Annotated in this window: 15 protein-coding genes; all 15 read left to right on the top strand. The window is 61.4% G+C overall.

Annotation, left to right across the window (positions count from 1 at the left end; all coding sequences use genetic code 11):
• Window positions 1-217: 217 nt before the first annotated feature.
• The 15 genes from mraZ to ftsZ all read left to right on the top strand — a co-directional run bounded on the left by mraZ (window position 218) and on the right by ftsZ (window position 17010).
• Window positions 218-673 (top strand): division/cell wall cluster transcriptional repressor MraZ, encoded by a 456-nt coding sequence (gene mraZ, locus ACA075_RS25025; protein ID WP_008147486.1) that lies wholly within the window; start codon window positions 218-220, stop codon window positions 671-673.
• The gene (rsmH, locus tag ACA075_RS25020) at window positions 670-1617 is read left to right on the top strand and encodes a 16S rRNA (cytosine(1402)-N(4))-methyltransferase RsmH (RefSeq protein ID WP_497296004.1); all 948 of its coding nucleotides are present in this window, start codon (window positions 670-672) and stop codon (window positions 1615-1617) included. The genes mraZ and rsmH overlap by 4 nt, the downstream gene beginning before the upstream one ends.
• Window positions 1614-1907, top strand: a complete 294-nt coding sequence (ftsL, locus tag ACA075_RS25015) for a cell division protein FtsL (RefSeq protein ID WP_010458132.1) — start codon at window positions 1614-1616, stop codon at window positions 1905-1907. The genes rsmH and ftsL overlap by 4 nt, the downstream gene beginning before the upstream one ends.
• Entirely contained in the window at window positions 1907-3646 is a 1740-nt protein-coding gene (locus ACA075_RS25010) for a peptidoglycan D,D-transpeptidase FtsI family protein (RefSeq protein WP_497299331.1), read from the top strand. The genes ftsL and ACA075_RS25010 overlap by 1 nt, the downstream gene beginning before the upstream one ends.
• Window positions 3646-5109, top strand: coding sequence for a UDP-N-acetylmuramoyl-L-alanyl-D-glutamate--2,6-diaminopimelate ligase (locus tag ACA075_RS25005; protein ID WP_497296002.1), 1464 nt, complete (start codon window positions 3646-3648; stop codon window positions 5107-5109). Before ACA075_RS25010 ends, ACA075_RS25005 begins: the two co-directional genes overlap by 1 nt.
• Window positions 5102-6469, top strand: a complete 1368-nt coding sequence (locus tag ACA075_RS25000) for a UDP-N-acetylmuramoyl-tripeptide--D-alanyl-D-alanine ligase (protein ID WP_497296000.1) — start codon at window positions 5102-5104, stop codon at window positions 6467-6469. The genes ACA075_RS25005 and ACA075_RS25000 overlap by 8 nt, the downstream gene beginning before the upstream one ends.
• Window positions 6469-7551 (top strand): phospho-N-acetylmuramoyl-pentapeptide-transferase, encoded by a 1083-nt coding sequence (gene mraY / locus ACA075_RS24995; RefSeq protein ID WP_109634708.1) that lies wholly within the window; start codon window positions 6469-6471, stop codon window positions 7549-7551. Before ACA075_RS25000 ends, mraY begins: the two co-directional genes overlap by 1 nt.
• Window positions 7552-7556: 5 nt before the next feature.
• On the top strand, window positions 7557-8903 hold the full coding sequence (gene murD, locus ACA075_RS24990) for a UDP-N-acetylmuramoyl-L-alanine--D-glutamate ligase (protein ID WP_497295999.1): 1347 nt from the start codon (window positions 7557-7559) through the stop codon (window positions 8901-8903).
• Entirely contained in the window at window positions 8900-10117 is a 1218-nt protein-coding gene (ftsW, locus tag ACA075_RS24985; RefSeq protein WP_374039706.1) for a putative lipid II flippase FtsW, read from the top strand. The genes murD and ftsW overlap by 4 nt, the downstream gene beginning before the upstream one ends.
• Window positions 10107-11177: an undecaprenyldiphospho-muramoylpentapeptide beta-N-acetylglucosaminyltransferase gene (gene murG, locus ACA075_RS24980; RefSeq protein WP_497295997.1), complete on the top strand. Its 1071-nt coding sequence runs from the start codon at window positions 10107-10109 to the stop codon at window positions 11175-11177. Before ftsW ends, murG begins: the two co-directional genes overlap by 11 nt.
• Entirely contained in the window at window positions 11170-12630 is a 1461-nt protein-coding gene (murC, locus tag ACA075_RS24975) for a UDP-N-acetylmuramate--L-alanine ligase (RefSeq protein ID WP_497295996.1), read from the top strand. Before murG ends, murC begins: the two co-directional genes overlap by 8 nt.
• On the top strand, window positions 12627-13595 hold the full coding sequence (locus ACA075_RS24970) for a D-alanine--D-alanine ligase (protein ID WP_497295994.1): 969 nt from the start codon (window positions 12627-12629) through the stop codon (window positions 13593-13595). The genes murC and ACA075_RS24970 overlap by 4 nt, the downstream gene beginning before the upstream one ends.
• Before the next feature lie 4 nt (window positions 13596-13599).
• Window positions 13600-14469, top strand: coding sequence for a cell division protein FtsQ/DivIB (locus ACA075_RS24965; protein WP_497295992.1), 870 nt, complete (start codon window positions 13600-13602; stop codon window positions 14467-14469).
• A gap of 15 nt (window positions 14470-14484) precedes the next feature.
• Entirely contained in the window at window positions 14485-15744 is a 1260-nt protein-coding gene (gene ftsA, locus ACA075_RS24960) for a cell division protein FtsA (protein ID WP_046048247.1), read from the top strand.
• Between the two features lie 72 nt (window positions 15745-15816).
• Complete coding sequence (ftsZ, locus tag ACA075_RS24955) at window positions 15817-17010, top strand: cell division protein FtsZ (RefSeq protein ID WP_007943486.1); 1194 nt, start codon at window positions 15817-15819, stop codon at window positions 17008-17010.
• The last annotated feature ends 65 nt before the right edge of the window (window positions 17011-17075 follow it).

Raw genomic sequence — 17075 nt, 5'->3', positions numbered from 1 at the left:
AGCCTTCTGTGCTGATTCAAGTTATCGGACAAATTCATCTGTCAGATTGTCGTTACCCCTCCGTTTACCCTCCTAAATCTCAGTTCTGTAAGGGTTTTCCTTTAAACCGCGCCTTGACGGTGCGGTGGCCGCATTCCTATAGTGTGCGCAAGTGGCGGAAAGTGGCATGAAGTGGGTTTTTTGAGCGTAAAACGCTAATATTTGGAGAAACGCTGACGTGTTTCGCGGAGCTAACGCTATCAGTCTCGACGCAAAGGGCCGTCTCGCCATGCCGAGCCGGTACCGTGACGAGCTCGTTTCGCGTAGTTCCGGTCAGCTGATCGTCACAATTGATGCCGTTGATCCGTGTTTGTGTGTTTACCCCCTCGATGAGTGGGAAATTATCGAAACCAAACTGCGCGCACTGCCTTCGCTTCGCGAAGAGAACCGCCGCCTGCAACGTTTACTGATTGGTAATGCCGTCGACCTCGAGCTCGATGGCAGTGGTCGTTTTCTGGTTCCACCGCGTCTTCGTGAATATGCCAAGTTGGATAAGCGCGCGATGTTGGTAGGCCAACTGAACAAGTTCCAATTGTGGGACGAGGATGCCTGGGATGCGGTTTCTGCCGCTGACCTGGCTGCTATTCAACAACCGGGCGCCATGCCTGATGAACTGCGTGATTTGATCCTGTGACTATTGATAGCGGCTTTAACCACATCACCGTACTGCTTGACGAAGCCGTGGAGGCTCTCGCGGTACGTCCTGATGGCTGCTATCTGGACGGTACGTTCGGGCGCGGCGGGCACAGTCGGTTGATCCTGAGCCAGCTCGGTCCCGATGGCCGGGTCCTCGGATTCGACAAAGATCCTCAAGCGATTGCCACCGGGCAAACGCTAGCGGCCGAAGACGGCCGCTTTGTCGTTGTGCAACGCAGCTTTGCCGAGCTCGGTTCGGAAGTGGCCGAACGCGGCCTGCACGGCAAGGTCAGCGGGGTTTTGCTCGACCTGGGCGTGTCTTCGCCACAGCTCGACGACCCTGAACGCGGCTTCAGTTTCCTTAATGATGGCCCGCTGGACATGCGCATGGACCCGTCCCGCGGGATCAGTGCTGCCGAATTCGTCAACACCGCACCGGTGGAAGAAATCGCCCGGGTGTTCAAGGAATACGGCGAAGAGCGTTTCTCCGGCCGCATGGCCCGTGCCGTGGCCGAGCGCCGCGACATCAAGCCGTTTGAGCGCACGGCCGACCTGGCTGAAGTCCTGAAAGTCGCCAACCCGGCATGGGAAAAGGGCAAGAACCCTGCCACCCGTGCGTTCCAGGGCCTGCGTATTCACGTCAACAACGAACTGGGCGACCTGGAAGCCGGCCTCGACGCTGCACTGGACTGCCTGGAAATCGGCGGCCGCCTGGTTGTCATCAGCTTCCACTCGCTGGAAGACCGCATCGTCAAACTGTTCATGCGCAAACTGGTGAAAGGCGAAGCCGACAACCTGCCGCGCAACCTGCCGGTCCGTCACGTCGCATTCGAACCGATCATCAAAATCCATGGCAAAGCGCAGTCCGCCTCCGAGGCCGAACTCAAAGCCAACCCACGTTCCCGGAGCGCCGTCATGCGCGTCGCGGAGAAGCTGCGGTGAGCAAGCTTTTCGCCAAGCCTCTTCCCGGCGGAAGCTTTTTCATGCTGCTGCTGTTTATTGGCGTGCTCGTGTCGGCCATCGGCGTGTCATACAGCGCCCACTGGAACCGGCAGTTGCTGAACTCGTTGTACGCCGAGTTGAGCGTGCGCGACAAGGCGCAGGCGGAGTGGGGCCGGTTGATTCTCGAGCAGAGCACCTGGACTGCGCACAGCCGTATCGAAGTCCTGGCCACCGAGCAACTGAAGATGCGCATCCCAGGCGCGGCTGAAGTGCAGATGGTGGCGCCATGATGAAACTCGAAGGCGCACTGTTCCCATGGCGTTTCCGTCTGGTGCTGGGCTTGCTCGGCGTCATGGTCGCGGCGATTTGCTGGCGCATCATCGACCTGCAAGTTGTCGACCGTGCCTTCCTTAAAGGTCAGGGCGATGCGCGCAGCGTTCGTCACATTCCGATTCCGGCTCACCGTGGTCTGATCACCGACCGTAACGGCGAGCCGTTGGCCGTGAGTACCCCGGTCACCACGCTGTGGGCGAATGCCAAGGAAATGCAGCTGGCCAAAGAGAAATGGCCAGCACTGGCGGCCGCGCTGGGCCAAGACCCTAAAGCCCTGGCCGAACGCCTCGAAGCCCAGGCCAACAAAGAATTCATCTACCTCGTGCGCGGGCTGACTCCTGAGCAGGGCCAGTCTGTACTCGATCTGAAAGTACCGGGTGTCTACGGCATCGAAGAGTTCCGGCGTTTCTACCCGGCCGGTGAAGTCACCGCGCACATGGTCGGCTTTACCGACATCGATGACCACGGTCGAGAAGGGGTCGAACTGGCCTACGACGAATGGCTGGCCGGGGTCGCCGGCAAGCGACAGGTCATCAAGGATCGGCGTGGCCGACTTATCAAGGATGTCCAGGTCACCAAAAACGCCAAGGCCGGCAAGCCCTTGGCGTTGTCCATTGACCTGCGTCTGCAATACCTGGCCAACCGCGAGCTGCGTAACGCGATCATCGAGAACGGTGCCAAGGCCGGCAGCCTGGTGATCATGGACGTGAAGACCGGCGAGATCCTCGCGATGGTCAACCAGCCGACCTACAACCCGAACAACCGTCGCAACCTGCAACCGGCGATGATGCGCAACCGGGCCATGATCGACGTTTTCGAGCCGGGTTCGACCATGAAAGCCATCTCCATGAGCGCCGCGATCGAAACCGGTCGCTGGAAGCCGAGCGATACCGTCGAGGTATACCCGGGCAGTTTGCAGATTGGTAAATACACCATCAAGGACGTGTCCAAGACCGAAGGCCCGGTGCTCGACCTGACCGGCATCCTGATCAATTCCAGTAACGTCGGCATGAGTAAGGTCGCGTTCGATATCGGCGGCGAAACCATCTTCCGTCTCGCGCAGAAAGTCGGCCTCGGCCAGGATACCGGTCTCGGCTTCCCGGGCGAGCGCGTCGGCAACCTGCCGAACTACCGCGAATGGCGCAAGGCAGAAACCGCCACGCTGTCCTACGGCTACGGTATTTCCGTCACCGCGATCCAGTTGGTCCACGCTTTCTCGGCCCTGGCCAACAACGGTCGCCTCGCGCCGCTGACCCTGATTAAAACCGACAAGCCCGCGCAAACCACGCAAGTGCTGCCAGAAGCCGTCGCGAAAACCATGCAAGGCATGCTGACCCAGGTGATCGAAGCCCCTCGCGGTGTGTTCCGTGCACAAGTGCCGGCGTATCACGTGGCTGGCAAGTCGGGTACGGCGCGTAAAACGTCGGTGGGCACAAAAGGCTACGCCGAGAACTCTTACCGTTCGCTGTTCGCCGGTTTCGGCCCGATGAGCGATCCGCGTTTCGCGATTGTGGTGGTGATCGATGAACCGACCAAGGCCGGTTATTTCGGTGGTCTGGTCTCTGCGCCGGTGTTCAGCAAAGTGATGTCCGGGACACTGCGCCTGATGAACATCACCCCGGATAACCTGCCACCGACACAAACCGCTAACGCCACACCGGTCGTTCCGCTGAAAGCCAATGGAGGGCGCGGCTAATGTCTTTGAGCCTGAACAAGATTTTCGCCCACGCCGGCCGCGATCTATTGATCCGCGAGCTGACCCTGGACAGCCGCAACGTGCGGGCTGGCGATCTGTTTCTCGCCGTCCCTGGCGGCAAGTTCGACGGGCGCGCGCACATCGCCGATGCCTTGCAGCGCGGTGCTGCTGCCGTGGCTTACGAAGTCGAAGGCGCTACCGTGTTGCCGATCACCGACGTGCCGCTGATTCCGGTCAAAGGCCTGGCGGCGCAGCTGTCGGACATCGCCGGTCGCTTTTATGGCGACCCGAGCCGGCACCTGAACCTGGTCGGCGTGACCGGCACCAACGGCAAAACCAGCGTCACGCAATTGGTTGCGCAAGCCCTGGATTTGCTCGGCCAACATTGCGGTATTGTCGGCACCCTGGGCACCGGTTTCTACGGTGCACTGGAAAGTGGCCTGCACACCACGCCGAACCCGATCGCCGTGCAAGCGACCTTGGCCGACCTGAAAAAGGCCGGCGCCAAAGCCGTCGCCATGGAAGTGTCCTCCCACGGCCTGGATCAAGGCCGCGTGACGGCGCTGGCGTTCGATGTGGCGGTGATGACCAACCTGTCCCGCGATCACCTCGATTACCACGGGACTATGCAGGCCTACGGCGAAGCCAAGGCCAAGCTGTTTGCCTGGAACGATTTGAAGTGCCGGGTGATCAATCTCGACGACGAGTTCGGCCGTCAACTGGCTGCGGACAAGCGTGAGTCGCGCCTGATCACCTACAGCCTGGAAGATGCCAGCGCCTACCTTTATTGCCGTGAAGCGCAGTTCGACGACGAAGGCGTTCGCGCCACGCTGGTCACGCCCCAGGGCGAACACCATTTGCGCAGCACCTTGCTCGGCCGTTTCAACCTGAGCAACGTGCTGGCCGCGGTCGGCGCCTTGCTCGGCCTGGACTACGCGCTGGACGAAATTCTCAAGGTCCTGCCGAAACTCGAAGGCCCGGCCGGCCGCATGCAGCGCTTGGGTGGTGGCACCCAGCCGTTGGTTGTTGTCGATTACGCCCACACCCCGGATGCGCTGGAAAAAGTTTTGATGGCCCTGCGTCCACACGCCAAAGGCCGTTTGCTGTGCCTCTTCGGTTGCGGCGGTGATCGTGATGGCGGCAAGCGTCCGCTGATGGCCGAAGTGGTCGAGCGTCTGGCCGACGGCGTGCTGGTCACCGATGACAACCCTCGTACCGAAGATCCTTTGCTGATTTTCGATGACATCCGCGCCGGTTTCACCGCTGTGGATAAAGTCACTTTCGTCGCTGGCCGTGGTCAGGCGATTGCCCAGTTGATCGCCAGTGCTTCGGCAGATGACGTGATTGTCCTGGCCGGTAAAGGTCACGAGGACTATCAGGAAATCAACGGCGAGCGTCACGCGTTCTCCGATCTGGTCGAGGCTGATCACGCCTTGACCGCGTGGGAGGTGGCCCATGCTTAAAGCCTTGAAACTGAGCGAGCTGGCCGGCGCACTGAATGCACAATTGATCGCGGCCGATGCCACGTTCGATGGCGTCAGCATCGACAGCCGCGCGATCAAACCAGGCCAACTGTTTATTGCCCTGACCGGTCCGCGCTTCGACGGTCATGATTATCTGAACGACGTCGCCAGCAAAGGCGCCGTGGCTGCGTTGGTCGAGCGTGAAGTCGCCGACAGCGCGTTACCGCAACTGCTGGTCAAGGACACCCGTCAGGCGCTGGGTCAACTGGGCGCGATGAACCGTGCCGCGTTCACTCAACCGGTGGCGGCAATCACCGGTTCCAGCGGTAAAACCACGGTCAAGGAAATGCTCGCCAGCATCCTGCGCACGCGCGGTCCGGTACTGGCGACCCGTGGCAACCTGAACAACGACCTCGGCGCGCCGCTGACCCTGCTCGAGCTCGCGCCGGAACACACCTCCGCCGTCATCGAGCTCGGTGCTTCGCGTCTTGGCGAAATTGCCTACACCGTCGGCATGACCAAGCCACATGTGGCCGTGCTCAACAACGCCGGGACCGCCCATGTCGGCGAGTTCGGCGGGCCGGAAAAAATCGTTGAAGCCAAGGGCGAGATCATTGAAGGGCTGGATGCCGATGGCGTCGCCGTTCTCAATCTTGACGACAAGGCGTTCGGCATTTGGAAGGCGCGTGCAGGCGGTCGCAAAGTGCTGACGTTCGCCCTGAACAACCCAAGCGCCGACTTCTACGCCAGCGACCTGGATCGCGATGCGCGCGGTTGCCCGGCTTTCAACCTGCACAGTCCTGAAGGTGTGGAGCGCGTTCAACTGAACCTGCTCGGCACCCATAACGTCGCCAATGCCATGGCCGCCGCCGCTGCCGCGCATGCTCTGGGCGTGTCGCTGTTCGGCATCGCCACGGGCCTTGGCGCGGTGCAACCGGTCAAGGGTCGTACCGTCGCGCAACTGGCCACTAACGGCATGCGCGTGATCGATGACACGTACAACGCGAACCCCACCTCCATGTGCGCCGCCGTTGATATACTCGCCGGCTTTTCCGGCCGCACCGTTCTGGTGCTCGGAGATATCGGCGAATTGGGCGATTGGGCGGAGCAGGGGCACCGCGATGTGGGCGAGTACGCCCGCGGCAAGGTTTCCGCGCTCTACGCCGTCGGGCCATTGATGGCTCACGCCGTGAACGCTTTCGGTCCCCAGGCCTTTCACTTCAGCACTCAGGCTGAGCTGATCAAGGCCCTGGGCGCCGAGCAAGACACCAACACCACCATTTTGATCAAGGGCTCGCGCAGCGCTGCGATGGAAAACATCGTCGCCGCTTTGTGCGGGTCCAGCCTGGAGAAACATTAATGCTGCTGCTGTTAGCGGAGTACCTGCAACAGTTCTACAAAGGCTTCGCGGTCTTTCAGTACCTGACCCTGCGCGGGATCCTCGGTGTGCTGACCGCGCTGGTTTTGTCGCTGTGCTATGGCCCGTGGATGATCCGCACGTTGCAGAACCGTCAGATCGGTCAATCCGTTCGCAACGACGGTCCACAATCGCACTTGTCCAAGTCGGGCACCCCGACCATGGGCGGCGCACTGATTCTGTCGTCCATCGGTGTCAGCACCTTGCTTTGGGCTGACCTGAGCAACCGTTATGTCTGGACCGTGTTGCTGGTGACGTTGCTGTTCGGCGCTATCGGCTGGGTCGACGACTATCGCAAAGTGATCGAGAAAAACTCCAAAGGCCTGCCGAGCCGCTGGAAGTATTTCTGGCAGTCGGTGTTTGGCCTCGGCGCGGCGATCTTCCTTTATATGACTGCTGCGACGCCGGTGGAAACCACCCTGATCCTGCCGATGCTCAAGGACTACAGCATTCCGCTGGGCATAGGTTTTGTCGTCCTGACCTATTTCGTGATTGTCGGCTCGAGCAACGCGGTCAACCTGACCGATGGCCTCGACGGTCTGGCAATCATGCCGACGGTGATGGTCGGCGGCGGCCTTGGCATCTTCTGCTACCTGTCCGGTAACGTGAAATTCGCCGAATACCTGCTGATCCCTTACGTTCCGGGCGCCGGTGAGTTGATCGTGTTCTGCGGTGCCTTGATCGGTGCGGGCCTGGGCTTTCTCTGGTTCAACACCTACCCGGCACAAGTCTTCATGGGCGACGTCGGCGCACTGGCGCTGGGCGCAGCCCTTGGCACCATTGCGGTGATCGTCCGTCAGGAAATCGTCCTGTTCATCATGGGCGGCGTGTTCGTGATGGAAACCCTGTCCGTCGTTATCCAAGTTGCTTCTTTCAAGCTGACCGGTCGCCGTGTGTTCCGCATGGCACCGATTCACCACCACTTTGAACTCAAGGGCTGGCCTGAGCCGCGTGTGATCGTCCGTTTCTGGATCATCACCGTGATTCTCGTATTGGTCGGCCTTGCCACCCTGAAGCTGAGGTAGAACGAGTGTCTCTGATCGCTTCTGACCACTTCCGCATCGTTGTCGGTCTCGGCAAGAGCGGCATGTCCCTGGTTCGCTTCCTGGCGAACCGGGGCACGTCGTTTGCTGTGGCCGATACGCGGGACAATCCACCGGAACTGGCCACGCTCAAGCGTGACTATCCGCACGTGGAAGTGCGTTGTGGCGAGCTGGACGTCGAATTCTTGTGCCGTGCCGACGAGCTCTACGTGAGTCCCGGCCTGGCGCTGGCGACCCCGGCCCTGCAGGCTGCCGCCGCCCGTGGCGTGAAATTGTCCGGTGACATCGAGCTGTTCGCGCGTAACGCGAAGGCGCCGATTGTCGCCATCAGCGGTTCCAACGCGAAAAGCACCGTTACCACCCTGGTCGGCGAGATGGCTCTGGCGGCGGGCAAGCGTGTCGCTGTCGGTGGCAATCTCGGTACGCCGGCGCTGGATTTGCTCAGCGACGACGTCGAGTTGTACGTGATGGAGTTGTCGAGCTTCCAGCTCGAAACCACCGATCAACTCAACGCCGAAGTGGCGACCGTGCTTAACGTCAGTGAAGACCACATGGACCGCTACAGCGGTCTGCCGGCCTATCACCTGGCCAAGCACCGGATCTTCCGTGGCGCCAAACAGTTTGTGGTCAACCGTCAGGATGCCCTGAGCCGTCCGCTGATGGGCGAGGGCCAGCCGTGCTGGACCTTCGGTTTGAGCAAGCCCGATTTCAAGGCTTTCGGTATCCGCGAAGAAGACGGCGAGAAGTACCTGGCCTTCGAATTCCAGAACCTGATGCCGGTGCGCGAATTGAAAGTTCGTGGCGCCCACAACCAGTCCAATGCCCTGGCGGCCTTGGCGCTGGGACATGCCGTCGGCCTGCCGTTCGATGCCATGCTGTCGAGCCTGCGCACTTTCGCCGGCCTCGAGCATCGCTGCCAGTGGGTTCGTGACCTGGACGGCGTGAGCTATTACAACGATTCCAAAGCCACCAACGTCGGCGCCGCACTGGCGGCCATCGAAGGGCTGGGCGCGGACATCGACGGCAAACTCGTGCTGATCGCCGGTGGCGATGGCAAGGGTGCCGAGTTCAAGGATTTGCGTGACCCGGTGGCGGTCAATTGCCGCGCCGTGGTCCTGATGGGCCGTGACTCCGACCTGATCGGTCAGGCCATCGGCGATGCCGTGCCGCTGATTCGCGTCAGTTCGCTGGAGGAAGCGGTCGCACAATGCCGCGCTCTTGCAGAGCCGGGCGACGCCGTGTTGTTGTCGCCTGCCTGCGCCAGTTTTGACATGTTCAAGAATTACGAAGACCGTGGTCATCAGTTCGTCCGCGCCGTGGAGGAACTGGCATGAGCCTGCTCAATATCATCAAGCCCTATCCGTCGCCGATCATCACCGGGCGCGGCATCGACCTCGATTTCCCGATGCTCGCCGGTTGCCTGGCCTTGATCGGCCTCGGGCTGGTCATGATCGCCTCGGCTTCGACCGAAGTGGCGGCCGTGCAGTCGGGCAGTGCCCTGTACTACATGATTCGCCACCTGATCTACATCGTGCTGGGCCTGGGCGCCTGCGTCGTTACCATGATGATTCCGATCGCCACCTGGCAACGCCTGGGCTGGCTGATGCTGATCGGTGCGTTCGGTTTGCTGGTGATGGTGATCATCCCGGGGATCGGCCGTGAAGTGAACGGTTCGATGCGCTGGATCGGCTTCAGTTTCTTCAACGTTCAGCCGTCCGAGATCGCCAAGGTGTTCGTGGTGATCTACCTCGCCGGTTATCTGGTGCGTCGCCAGAAAGAAGTTCGCGAAAGCTGGATGGGCTTCTTCAAGCCGTTCATCGTTCTGCTGCCCATGGCCGGCCTGTTGCTGATGGAGCCGGACTTCGGCGCCACCGTGGTCATGATGGGCGCGGCGGCGGCGATGCTGTTTCTCGGCGGGGTCGGACTGTTCCGTTTCTCCTTGATGGTGGTCCTGGCGGTCGGGGCGGTGGTGCTGTTGATTCAAGTGCAGCCGTATCGAATGGCGCGCCTGACCAACTTTGCCGACCCATGGGCTGACCAATTCGGTGCCGGCTATCAGTTGTCGCAGGCATTGATCGCGTTCGGTCGCGGCGAATGGCTGGGCGTTGGCCTGGGCAACAGCGTGCAGAAACAGTTCTACCTGCCGGAAGCCCACACCGACTTCGTGTTCTCGGTCCTGGCCGAAGAACTGGGTGCCGTGGGTTCCTTGTGCACGGTGGCGTTGTTCGTCTTTGTCTGCGTGCGTGGCATGTACATCGGCTATTGGGCCGAGAAGGCCAAGCAATTCTTCGCCGCCTACATCGCTTACGGCCTGTCGTTCCTGTGGATCGGCCAGTTCCTGATCAACATCGGGGTGAACGTCGGCCTGTTGCCGACCAAAGGCCTGACCCTGCCATTCCTCAGTTATGGCGGCAGTTCGCTGGTGATCTGCGGTGCCTGTCTCGGCTTGTTGTTGCGCATCGAGTGGGAGAGTCGAACCCACCTGGGCAGCGAGGAGATGGAGTTCCATGAGAGCGACTTCGCTGAGGAGCCGACCCATGGGCGCTAACGTCTTGATCATGGCGGGCGGCACCGGTGGACACGTGTTCCCGGCGCTGGCGTGCGCCCGCGAATTCCAGGCCCGCGGGTACACCGTGCACTGGCTCGGAACACCGCGCGGGATCGAGAACGACCTGGTGCCGATGGCCGGTATCGAGTTGCATCGGATCAACGCCACCGGCCTACGCGGCAAGGGCAAGTTGTCCCTGCTCAAGGCCCCGTTCATGGTGCTCAAATCCGTCTGGCAGGCGCGGGCGATCATTCGTCAGCTGCGGCCGGTGTGCGTGGTCGGCTTCGGTGGTTACGTGACCGGCCCCGGCGGCGTTGCAGCCAAACTGGCCGGCGTGCCGGTGATCGTTCATGAGCAGAACGCCGTGGCCGGTACCGCCAATCGGTTGCTGGTGCCGTTGGCCGCCCGAGTCTGTGAAGCGTTCCCCGACACCTTTACCCTGTCGGACAGCCGTCGGACCACCGGTAACCCGGTGCGCACCGAGCTGTTCCTCGAAACACAGCGTCCCGCCCTGTCGGGTCGCAAGGCGCGTTTGCTGATTCTGGGCGGAAGCCTGGGCGCAGAGCCGTTGAACAAGTTGCTGCCTGAAGCCCTGTCGCAAGTCGCCCCCGACCTGCGCCCGGAAGTGTTTCATCAGGCCGGCAAAAACCACGATGAAGTGACTGCAGAGCGCTATCGCGCGGCTGGCGTCGAGGCGCAAGTGCAGCCTTTCATCAAAGACATGGCCCAAGCCTATGGCTGGGCCGACCTGGTGGTGTGCCGCGCAGGCGCATTGACCATCAGTGAGCTGGCTGCCGCCGGTCTGCCCTCGATGCTGGTGCCATTGCCCCACGCGATCGACGATCACCAGACCCGCAACGCCGATTATTTGGCCCGTGAAGGCGCTGCCTTCCTGATGCCGCAAAGAACGACTGGCGCAGCGGATCTTGCCGCACGCCTGACAGAGGTCCTGATGCAACCACAACGACTCAACGACATGGCCACTGCGGCACGCCGCCTGGCCAAACCCGATGCCACCCGTAACGTGGTCGATACCTGCCTGGAGGTGGCCCATGGTTGAGAAACAGAAAGCCATGCCGCAACCGGAAATGCGCCGCATCCGTCGCATCCACTTCGTCGGCATCGGCGGCGTGGGCATGTGCGGCATCGCCGAAGTGTTGCTGAACCTGGGCTATGAAGTGTCCGGTTCCGACCTGAAAGCTTCGCCAGTGACCGAGCGTCTCGAGTCTTTTGGCGCGCACATCTTTATCGGTCACCGTGCTGAAAACGCCGCTGCTGCTGACGTGCTGGTGGTGTCGAGCGCCGTGAACACGTCCAACCCGGAAGTCGCCACCGCTCTGGAACGGCGAATTCCTGTGGTGCCACGCGCGGAAATGCTGGCCGAGCTGATGCGCTATCGCCACGGCATTGCCGTCGCCGGTACACACGGCAAAACCACCACCACCAGCCTGATCGCTTCGGTGTTCGCGGCCGGCGGCCTGGACCCGACGTTCGTCATCGGTGGCCGCCTGAATGCCGCGGGCACCAATGCCCAGCTTGGCACCAGCCGCTACCTGATCGCCGAAGCCGACGAAAGCGACGCCAGTTTCCTGCACTTGCAGCCGCTGGTGGCCGTGGTCACCAACATCGACGCCGACCACATGGCGACTTATGACGGTGACTTCAACAAACTGAAGAAAACCTTCGTCGAGTTCCTCCACAACCTGCCGTTCTACGGTCTGGCAGTGGTGTGCCTGGACGATCCGGTGGTGCGTGAAATCCTGCCGCTGGTGAAACGCCCGACGGTCACGTATGGCTTCGGCGATGACTGCGACGTGCGCGCCATCAATGTGCGCCAGCAAGGCATGCAGACCTTCTTCACCGTGCTGCGCCCTGATCGCGATCCGCTGGATGTCTCGGTGAACATGCCGGGTAACCACAACGTATTGAACGCGCTGGCCACCATCTGCATCGCCACCGACGAGGGCGTCAGCGATGAAGCCATCGTCCAGGGCCTGTCCGGCTTCCAGGGTGTCGGTCGACGCTTCCAGGTCTACGGCGAACTGCCGGTAGAAGGCGGCAACGTGATGCTGGTCGACGACTACGGTCACCACCCGACGGAAGTCGCGGCGGTGATCAAAGCCGTCCGCGGTGGCTGGCCGGAGCGCCGTCTGGTGATGGTGTACCAGCCGCACCGTTACAGCCGCACCCGCGACCTGTACGACGACTTCGTCAATGTACTGGCCGATGCCAACGTTTTGCTGCTGATGGAAGTCTACCCGGCCGGTGAAGAACCGATCCCGGGCGCCGACAGCCGCAAGCTGTGCAACAGCATCCGTCAGCGCGGTCAGCTCGACCCGATCTACATCGAACGTGGTGTCGACCTCGCACCGATCGTCAAGCCGCTGTTGCGTGCCGGCGACATCCTGCTGTGCCAGGGCGCCGGTGATATCGGTGGTCTCGCCCCGAAACTGTTGGCCAGTCCGCTATTCGCGGGTGCTGTGGCCGCGCCGACTGCGGGGAAGTTGAAATGACTGCTGCCTACGCCAACCTCGTCTCCACAATCGCGCCGAAAGACTTCGGCCGCGTCGCCGTGCTGTTCGGCGGCAAGAGTGCCGAGCGTGAAGTGTCCCTGAAGTCGGGCAACGCTGTACTCGACGCGCTGTTGAGCGCCGGTGTGGATGCGTTCGGCCTCGATGTGGGCGATGACCTTCTGCAGCGTTTGCTGAACGAAAAGATCGACCGCGCCTTCGTCATCCTCCACGGTCGTGGCGGTGAAGACGGCAGCATGCAGGGCCTGCTCGAATGCCTGGGCATTCCGTACACCGGCAGCGGCATTCTGGCTTCGGCACTGGCCATGGACAAGCTGCGGACCAAGCAGGTCTGGCACAGCCTGGGCATTCCGACGCCACGTCACGCGGTACTGAGCTGCGAGGCCGATTGTATTTCGGCAGCGACGGAACTGGGCTTCCCTTTGATCGTCAAACCGGCCCATGAAGGTTCAAGTATCGGGATGGCCAAAGTGACGTCCGCGTCGGAATTGATCGACGCCTGGAAAGCGGCCAGTACCTACGATTCGCAAGTGTTGGTCGAGCAATGGATTCAAGGTCCGGAGTTCACCATCGCCACCCTGCGTGACCAGGTGTTGCCACCGATTGCCCTGGGCACCACGCACAGTTTCTACGACTACGACGCCAAGTACGTGGCTTCCGATACCCAGTACCGGATCCCGTGTGGCCTGGACAGCACCAAGGAAAAGGAACTGATGGACCTCACGGCGAAAGCCTGTGAGGCGCTGGGTATCGCCGGTTGGGGCAGGGCAGACGTGATGCAGGACGCCGACGGGCAGTTCTGGTTCCTCGAAGTCAACACCGCACCGGGCATGACCGATCACAGCCTGGTGCCGATGGCGGCCCGTGCTGCCGGTCTGGATTTCCAGCAATTGGTTCTGGCGATTCTGGCGGCAAGTACTGCCAGCAACCAAGAGCCGCGAGGTTAAGACCATGCAAGGCGCACAGCTGAGACATCAGCCCCCTCCAGCACCCGGCCGCAAGCCGGTGCCCCGGGGTGCCAGCCGAATGGTGGCCAAAGAGCCGATGTCTGCGCGCCTGCCGAAAGCCAATTTTGGTTTTCTGAAAAGCCTGTTCTGGCCGGTACTGTTGGTGGCGCTGGGGTTCGGCACTTACGAAGGCGCGCAGCGTTTGCTGCCCTACGCCGACCGGCCGATCACCAAAATCGCTGTGCAGGGCGACTTGAGTTACATCAGCCAGCAAGCGGTGCAGCAGCGAATCGCCCCTTATGTGGCGTCGAGCTTCTTCACCATCGACCTGGAGAGCATGCGCACCGAGCTTGAAACGATGCCATGGATTGCCCACGCCGAAGTGCGTCGGGTGTGGCCGGATCAAGTCGTGATCCGTTTGGAAGAACAACTGCCGGTGGCCCGTTGGGGCGATGAATCGCTGTTGAACAACCAGGGCCAGGCGTTCACCCCGCGTGAGCTGGCCAATTACGAACACTTGCCACAGCTGTTCGGCCCACAACGGGCGCAACAGCAAGTGATGCAGCAATACCAGGTGCTGAGCCAGATGCTCAGGCCGTTAGGCTTCTCGATTGCACGCCTGGAGTTGCGTGAACGAGGCAGCTGGTTCCTGACCACCGGCGCCGGCAGCGCGGGCCCGGGGATCGAACTGCTGCTGGGACGCGGCAAACTGGTGGAAAAGATGCGCCGCTTCATTGCCATCTACGACAAGACGCTTAAAGAACAGATTACGAACATTGCGCGCATCGATCTGCGCTACGCCAACGGCCTCGCTGTTGGCTGGCGGGAACCTGTAGCGCCCACGACAGCCCAACCCGCTGTCGCGAAGAATTAAGAAGAGGCAGGACCCATGGCAAACGTGCAAAGCGGCAAAATGATCGTCGGTCTCGATATCGGCACCTCCAAGGTGGTGGCGCTGGTCGGCGAGGTCTCGGACGACGGCACGCTCGAAATCGTCGGGATCGGCACTCATCCGTCCCGTGGCCTGAAGAAAGGCGTGGTGGTGAACATCGAATCCACCGTGCAATCGATCCAGCGCGCGATCGAAGAAGCGCAGCTGATGGCCGGTTGCCGGATCCACTCGGCGTTCGTCGGCGTGGCCGGCAATCACATCCGCAGCCTGAACTCCCACGGCATCGTGGCGATTCGTGATCGCGAAGTCAGCGCCGCCGACCTCGAGCGCGTCCTCGACGCCGCCCAGGCCGTGGCGATCCCGGCTGATCAGCGCGTGCTGCACACCTTGCCGCAGGATTACGTGATCGATAACCAGGAAGGCGTTCGTGAGCCACTGGGCATGTCGGGCGTGCGTCTGGAAGCCAAGGTCCATGTGGTGACCTGCGCCGTCAACGCCGCACAGAACATTGAAAAATGCGTGCGTCGCTGCGGTCTGGAAATCGACGACATCATTCTCGAGCAACTGGCGTCGGCCTATTCGGTCCTGACCGACGACGAGAAAGAGCTGGGCGTATGCCTGGTGGACATCGGCGGCGGCACCACCGACATCGCGATCTTCACCGAAGGCGCGATCCGTCACACCGCGGTGATCCCGATTGCGGGCGACCAGGTGACCAACGACATCGCCATGGCGTTGCGCACCCCGACCCAGTACGCCGAAGAAATCAAGATTCGCTACGCCTGCGCCCTGGCCAAGCTGGCCGGTGCCGGTGAAACCATCAAGGTGCCAAGCGTCGGCGACCGTCCACCGCGCGAGCTGTCCCGCCAGGCCCTGGCCGAAGTGGTCGAGCCGCGTTACGACGAGCTGTTCACGCTGATCCAGGCCGAACTGCGCCGCAGTGGCTACGAAGACCTGATCCCGGCCGGCATCGTGCTGACCGGCGGTACCTCGAAAATGGAAGGCGCGGTCGAACTGGCCGAAGAGATCTTCCACATGCCGGTCCGCCTGGGCGTGCCGCATGGGGTGAAGGGCCTGGACGACGTGGTCCGCAACCCGATTTATTCCACCGGCGTGGGCCTGTTGATGTACGGCCTGCAGAAGCAGTCCGACGGGATTTCGTTCTCGGGCATCAGCAGCCGCGACAGCTACAGCAATGAAGAACCGAAAGCCGCCTTGCTCGATCGCATCAAGAGCTGGGTACAAGGCAACTTCTAAAAGATTTACCGCAGCACCGTTGTAGATACAGGCAGTAGGCGAAAAAACTAGAGAAATGAAAGGAGAGGGAAAATGTTCGAACTCGTAGACAACATCCCCGCAAGCCCGGTAATCAAAGTTATCGGTGTTGGCGGAGGCGGCGGCAACGCCGTCAACCACATGGTCAAGAGCAACATTGAAGGCGTTGAATTCATCTGCGCCAACACTGATGCCCAGGCGCTGAAATCCATCGGCGCGCGGACCATCCTGCAACTGGGCACCGGCGTGACAAAAGGTCTGGGCGCCGGCGCCAACCCTGAAGTAGGTCGTCAGGCCGCTCTCGAAGACCGTGAGCGCATTGCCGAAGTCCTGCAGGGCACCAATATGGTGTTCATCACCACCGGCATGGGCGGTGGTACCGGTACCGGTGCTGCGCCGATCATTGCTGAAGTGGCCAAGGAAATGGGGATCCTCACCGTTGCGGTGGTGACTCGTCCGTTCCCGTTCGAAGGCCGCAAGCGTATGCAGATCGCCGACGAAGGTATCCGTCTGCTGTCTGAAAGCGTCGACTCGTTGATCACCATTCCCAACGAGAAGCTGCTGACCATCCTCGGTAAAGACGCCAGCCTGCTGTCGGCTTTCGCCAAGGCCGACGATGTACTGGCCGGTGCCGTTCGCGGTATCTCCGACATCATCAAGCGTCCGGGCATGATCAACGTCGACTTTGCCGACGTACGGACCGTGATGAGCGAAATGGGCATGGCGATGATGGGCACTGGCTGCGCCAGCGGTCCGAACCGTGCACGTGAGGCCACCGAAGCGGCCATTCGCAACCCGTTGCTCGAAGACGTGAACCTGCAAGGTGCACGCGGCATCCTGGTGAACATCACCGCCGGTCCTGACCTGTCCCTGGGTGAGTACTCCGACGTGGGTAGCATCATCGAAGCCTTCGCTTCCGAGCACGCGATGGTCAAGGTCGGTACCGTTATCGATCCGGACATGCGAGACGAACTGCACGTGACTGTGGTTGCCACCGGTCTGGGCGCGAAAATCGAGAAGCCTGTGAAGGTCATCGACAACACCGTTCACACCTCCATGGCCTCTCAGCCGCAACAATCGGCGCCCGCTCGTCAGGAACAACCGGCGGTAAACTACCGTGACCTGGACCGTCCGACCGTCATGCGCAACCAGGCTCAGGCCGGTGCTGCGACTGCCGCGAAGATGAATCCGCAAGATGATCTGGATTACCTGGACATCCCGGCTTTCCTGCGTCGTCAGGCTGATTGATGGAATGTATCAGGGCTATGAAGGTGATTGGTGTTCAGCAAAGGTCTGGTCTGCTATTATCGCCA

Source organism: Pseudomonas sp. LBUM1663, from assembly GCF_059695905.1.
The sequence above is the reverse complement of the archived record's forward strand: the minus strand, read 5'-3'. Positions and strand labels throughout refer to the sequence as shown.

What these genes read in the sequence shown, in the direction of transcription:
- ACA075_RS25005 (WP_497296002.1), top strand. Translation starts at nt 3,646, where the DNA reads ATGTCTTTGAGCCTGAACAAGATTTTCGCCCACGCCGGCCGCGATCTA.
- ACA075_RS24970 (WP_497295994.1), top strand. Translation starts at nt 12,627, where the DNA reads ATGACTGCTGCCTACGCCAACCTCGTCTCCACAATCGCGCCGAAAGAC.
- ACA075_RS25000 (WP_497296000.1), top strand. Translation starts at nt 5,102, where the DNA reads ATGCTTAAAGCCTTGAAACTGAGCGAGCTGGCCGGCGCACTGAATGCA.
- ACA075_RS24965 (WP_497295992.1), top strand. Translation starts at nt 13,600, where the DNA reads ATGCAAGGCGCACAGCTGAGACATCAGCCCCCTCCAGCACCCGGCCGC.
- ftsW (WP_374039706.1), top strand. Translation starts at nt 8,900, where the DNA reads ATGAGCCTGCTCAATATCATCAAGCCCTATCCGTCGCCGATCATCACC.
- murG (WP_497295997.1), top strand. Translation starts at nt 10,107, where the DNA reads ATGGGCGCTAACGTCTTGATCATGGCGGGCGGCACCGGTGGACACGTG.
- mraY (WP_109634708.1), top strand. Translation starts at nt 6,469, where the DNA reads ATGCTGCTGCTGTTAGCGGAGTACCTGCAACAGTTCTACAAAGGCTTC.
- murC (WP_497295996.1), top strand. Translation starts at nt 11,170, where the DNA reads ATGGTTGAGAAACAGAAAGCCATGCCGCAACCGGAAATGCGCCGCATC.
- ACA075_RS25010 (WP_497299331.1), top strand. Translation starts at nt 1,907, where the DNA reads ATGAAACTCGAAGGCGCACTGTTCCCATGGCGTTTCCGTCTGGTGCTG.
- ftsA (WP_046048247.1), top strand. Translation starts at nt 14,485, where the DNA reads ATGGCAAACGTGCAAAGCGGCAAAATGATCGTCGGTCTCGATATCGGC.
- ftsZ (WP_007943486.1), top strand. Translation starts at nt 15,817, where the DNA reads ATGTTCGAACTCGTAGACAACATCCCCGCAAGCCCGGTAATCAAAGTT.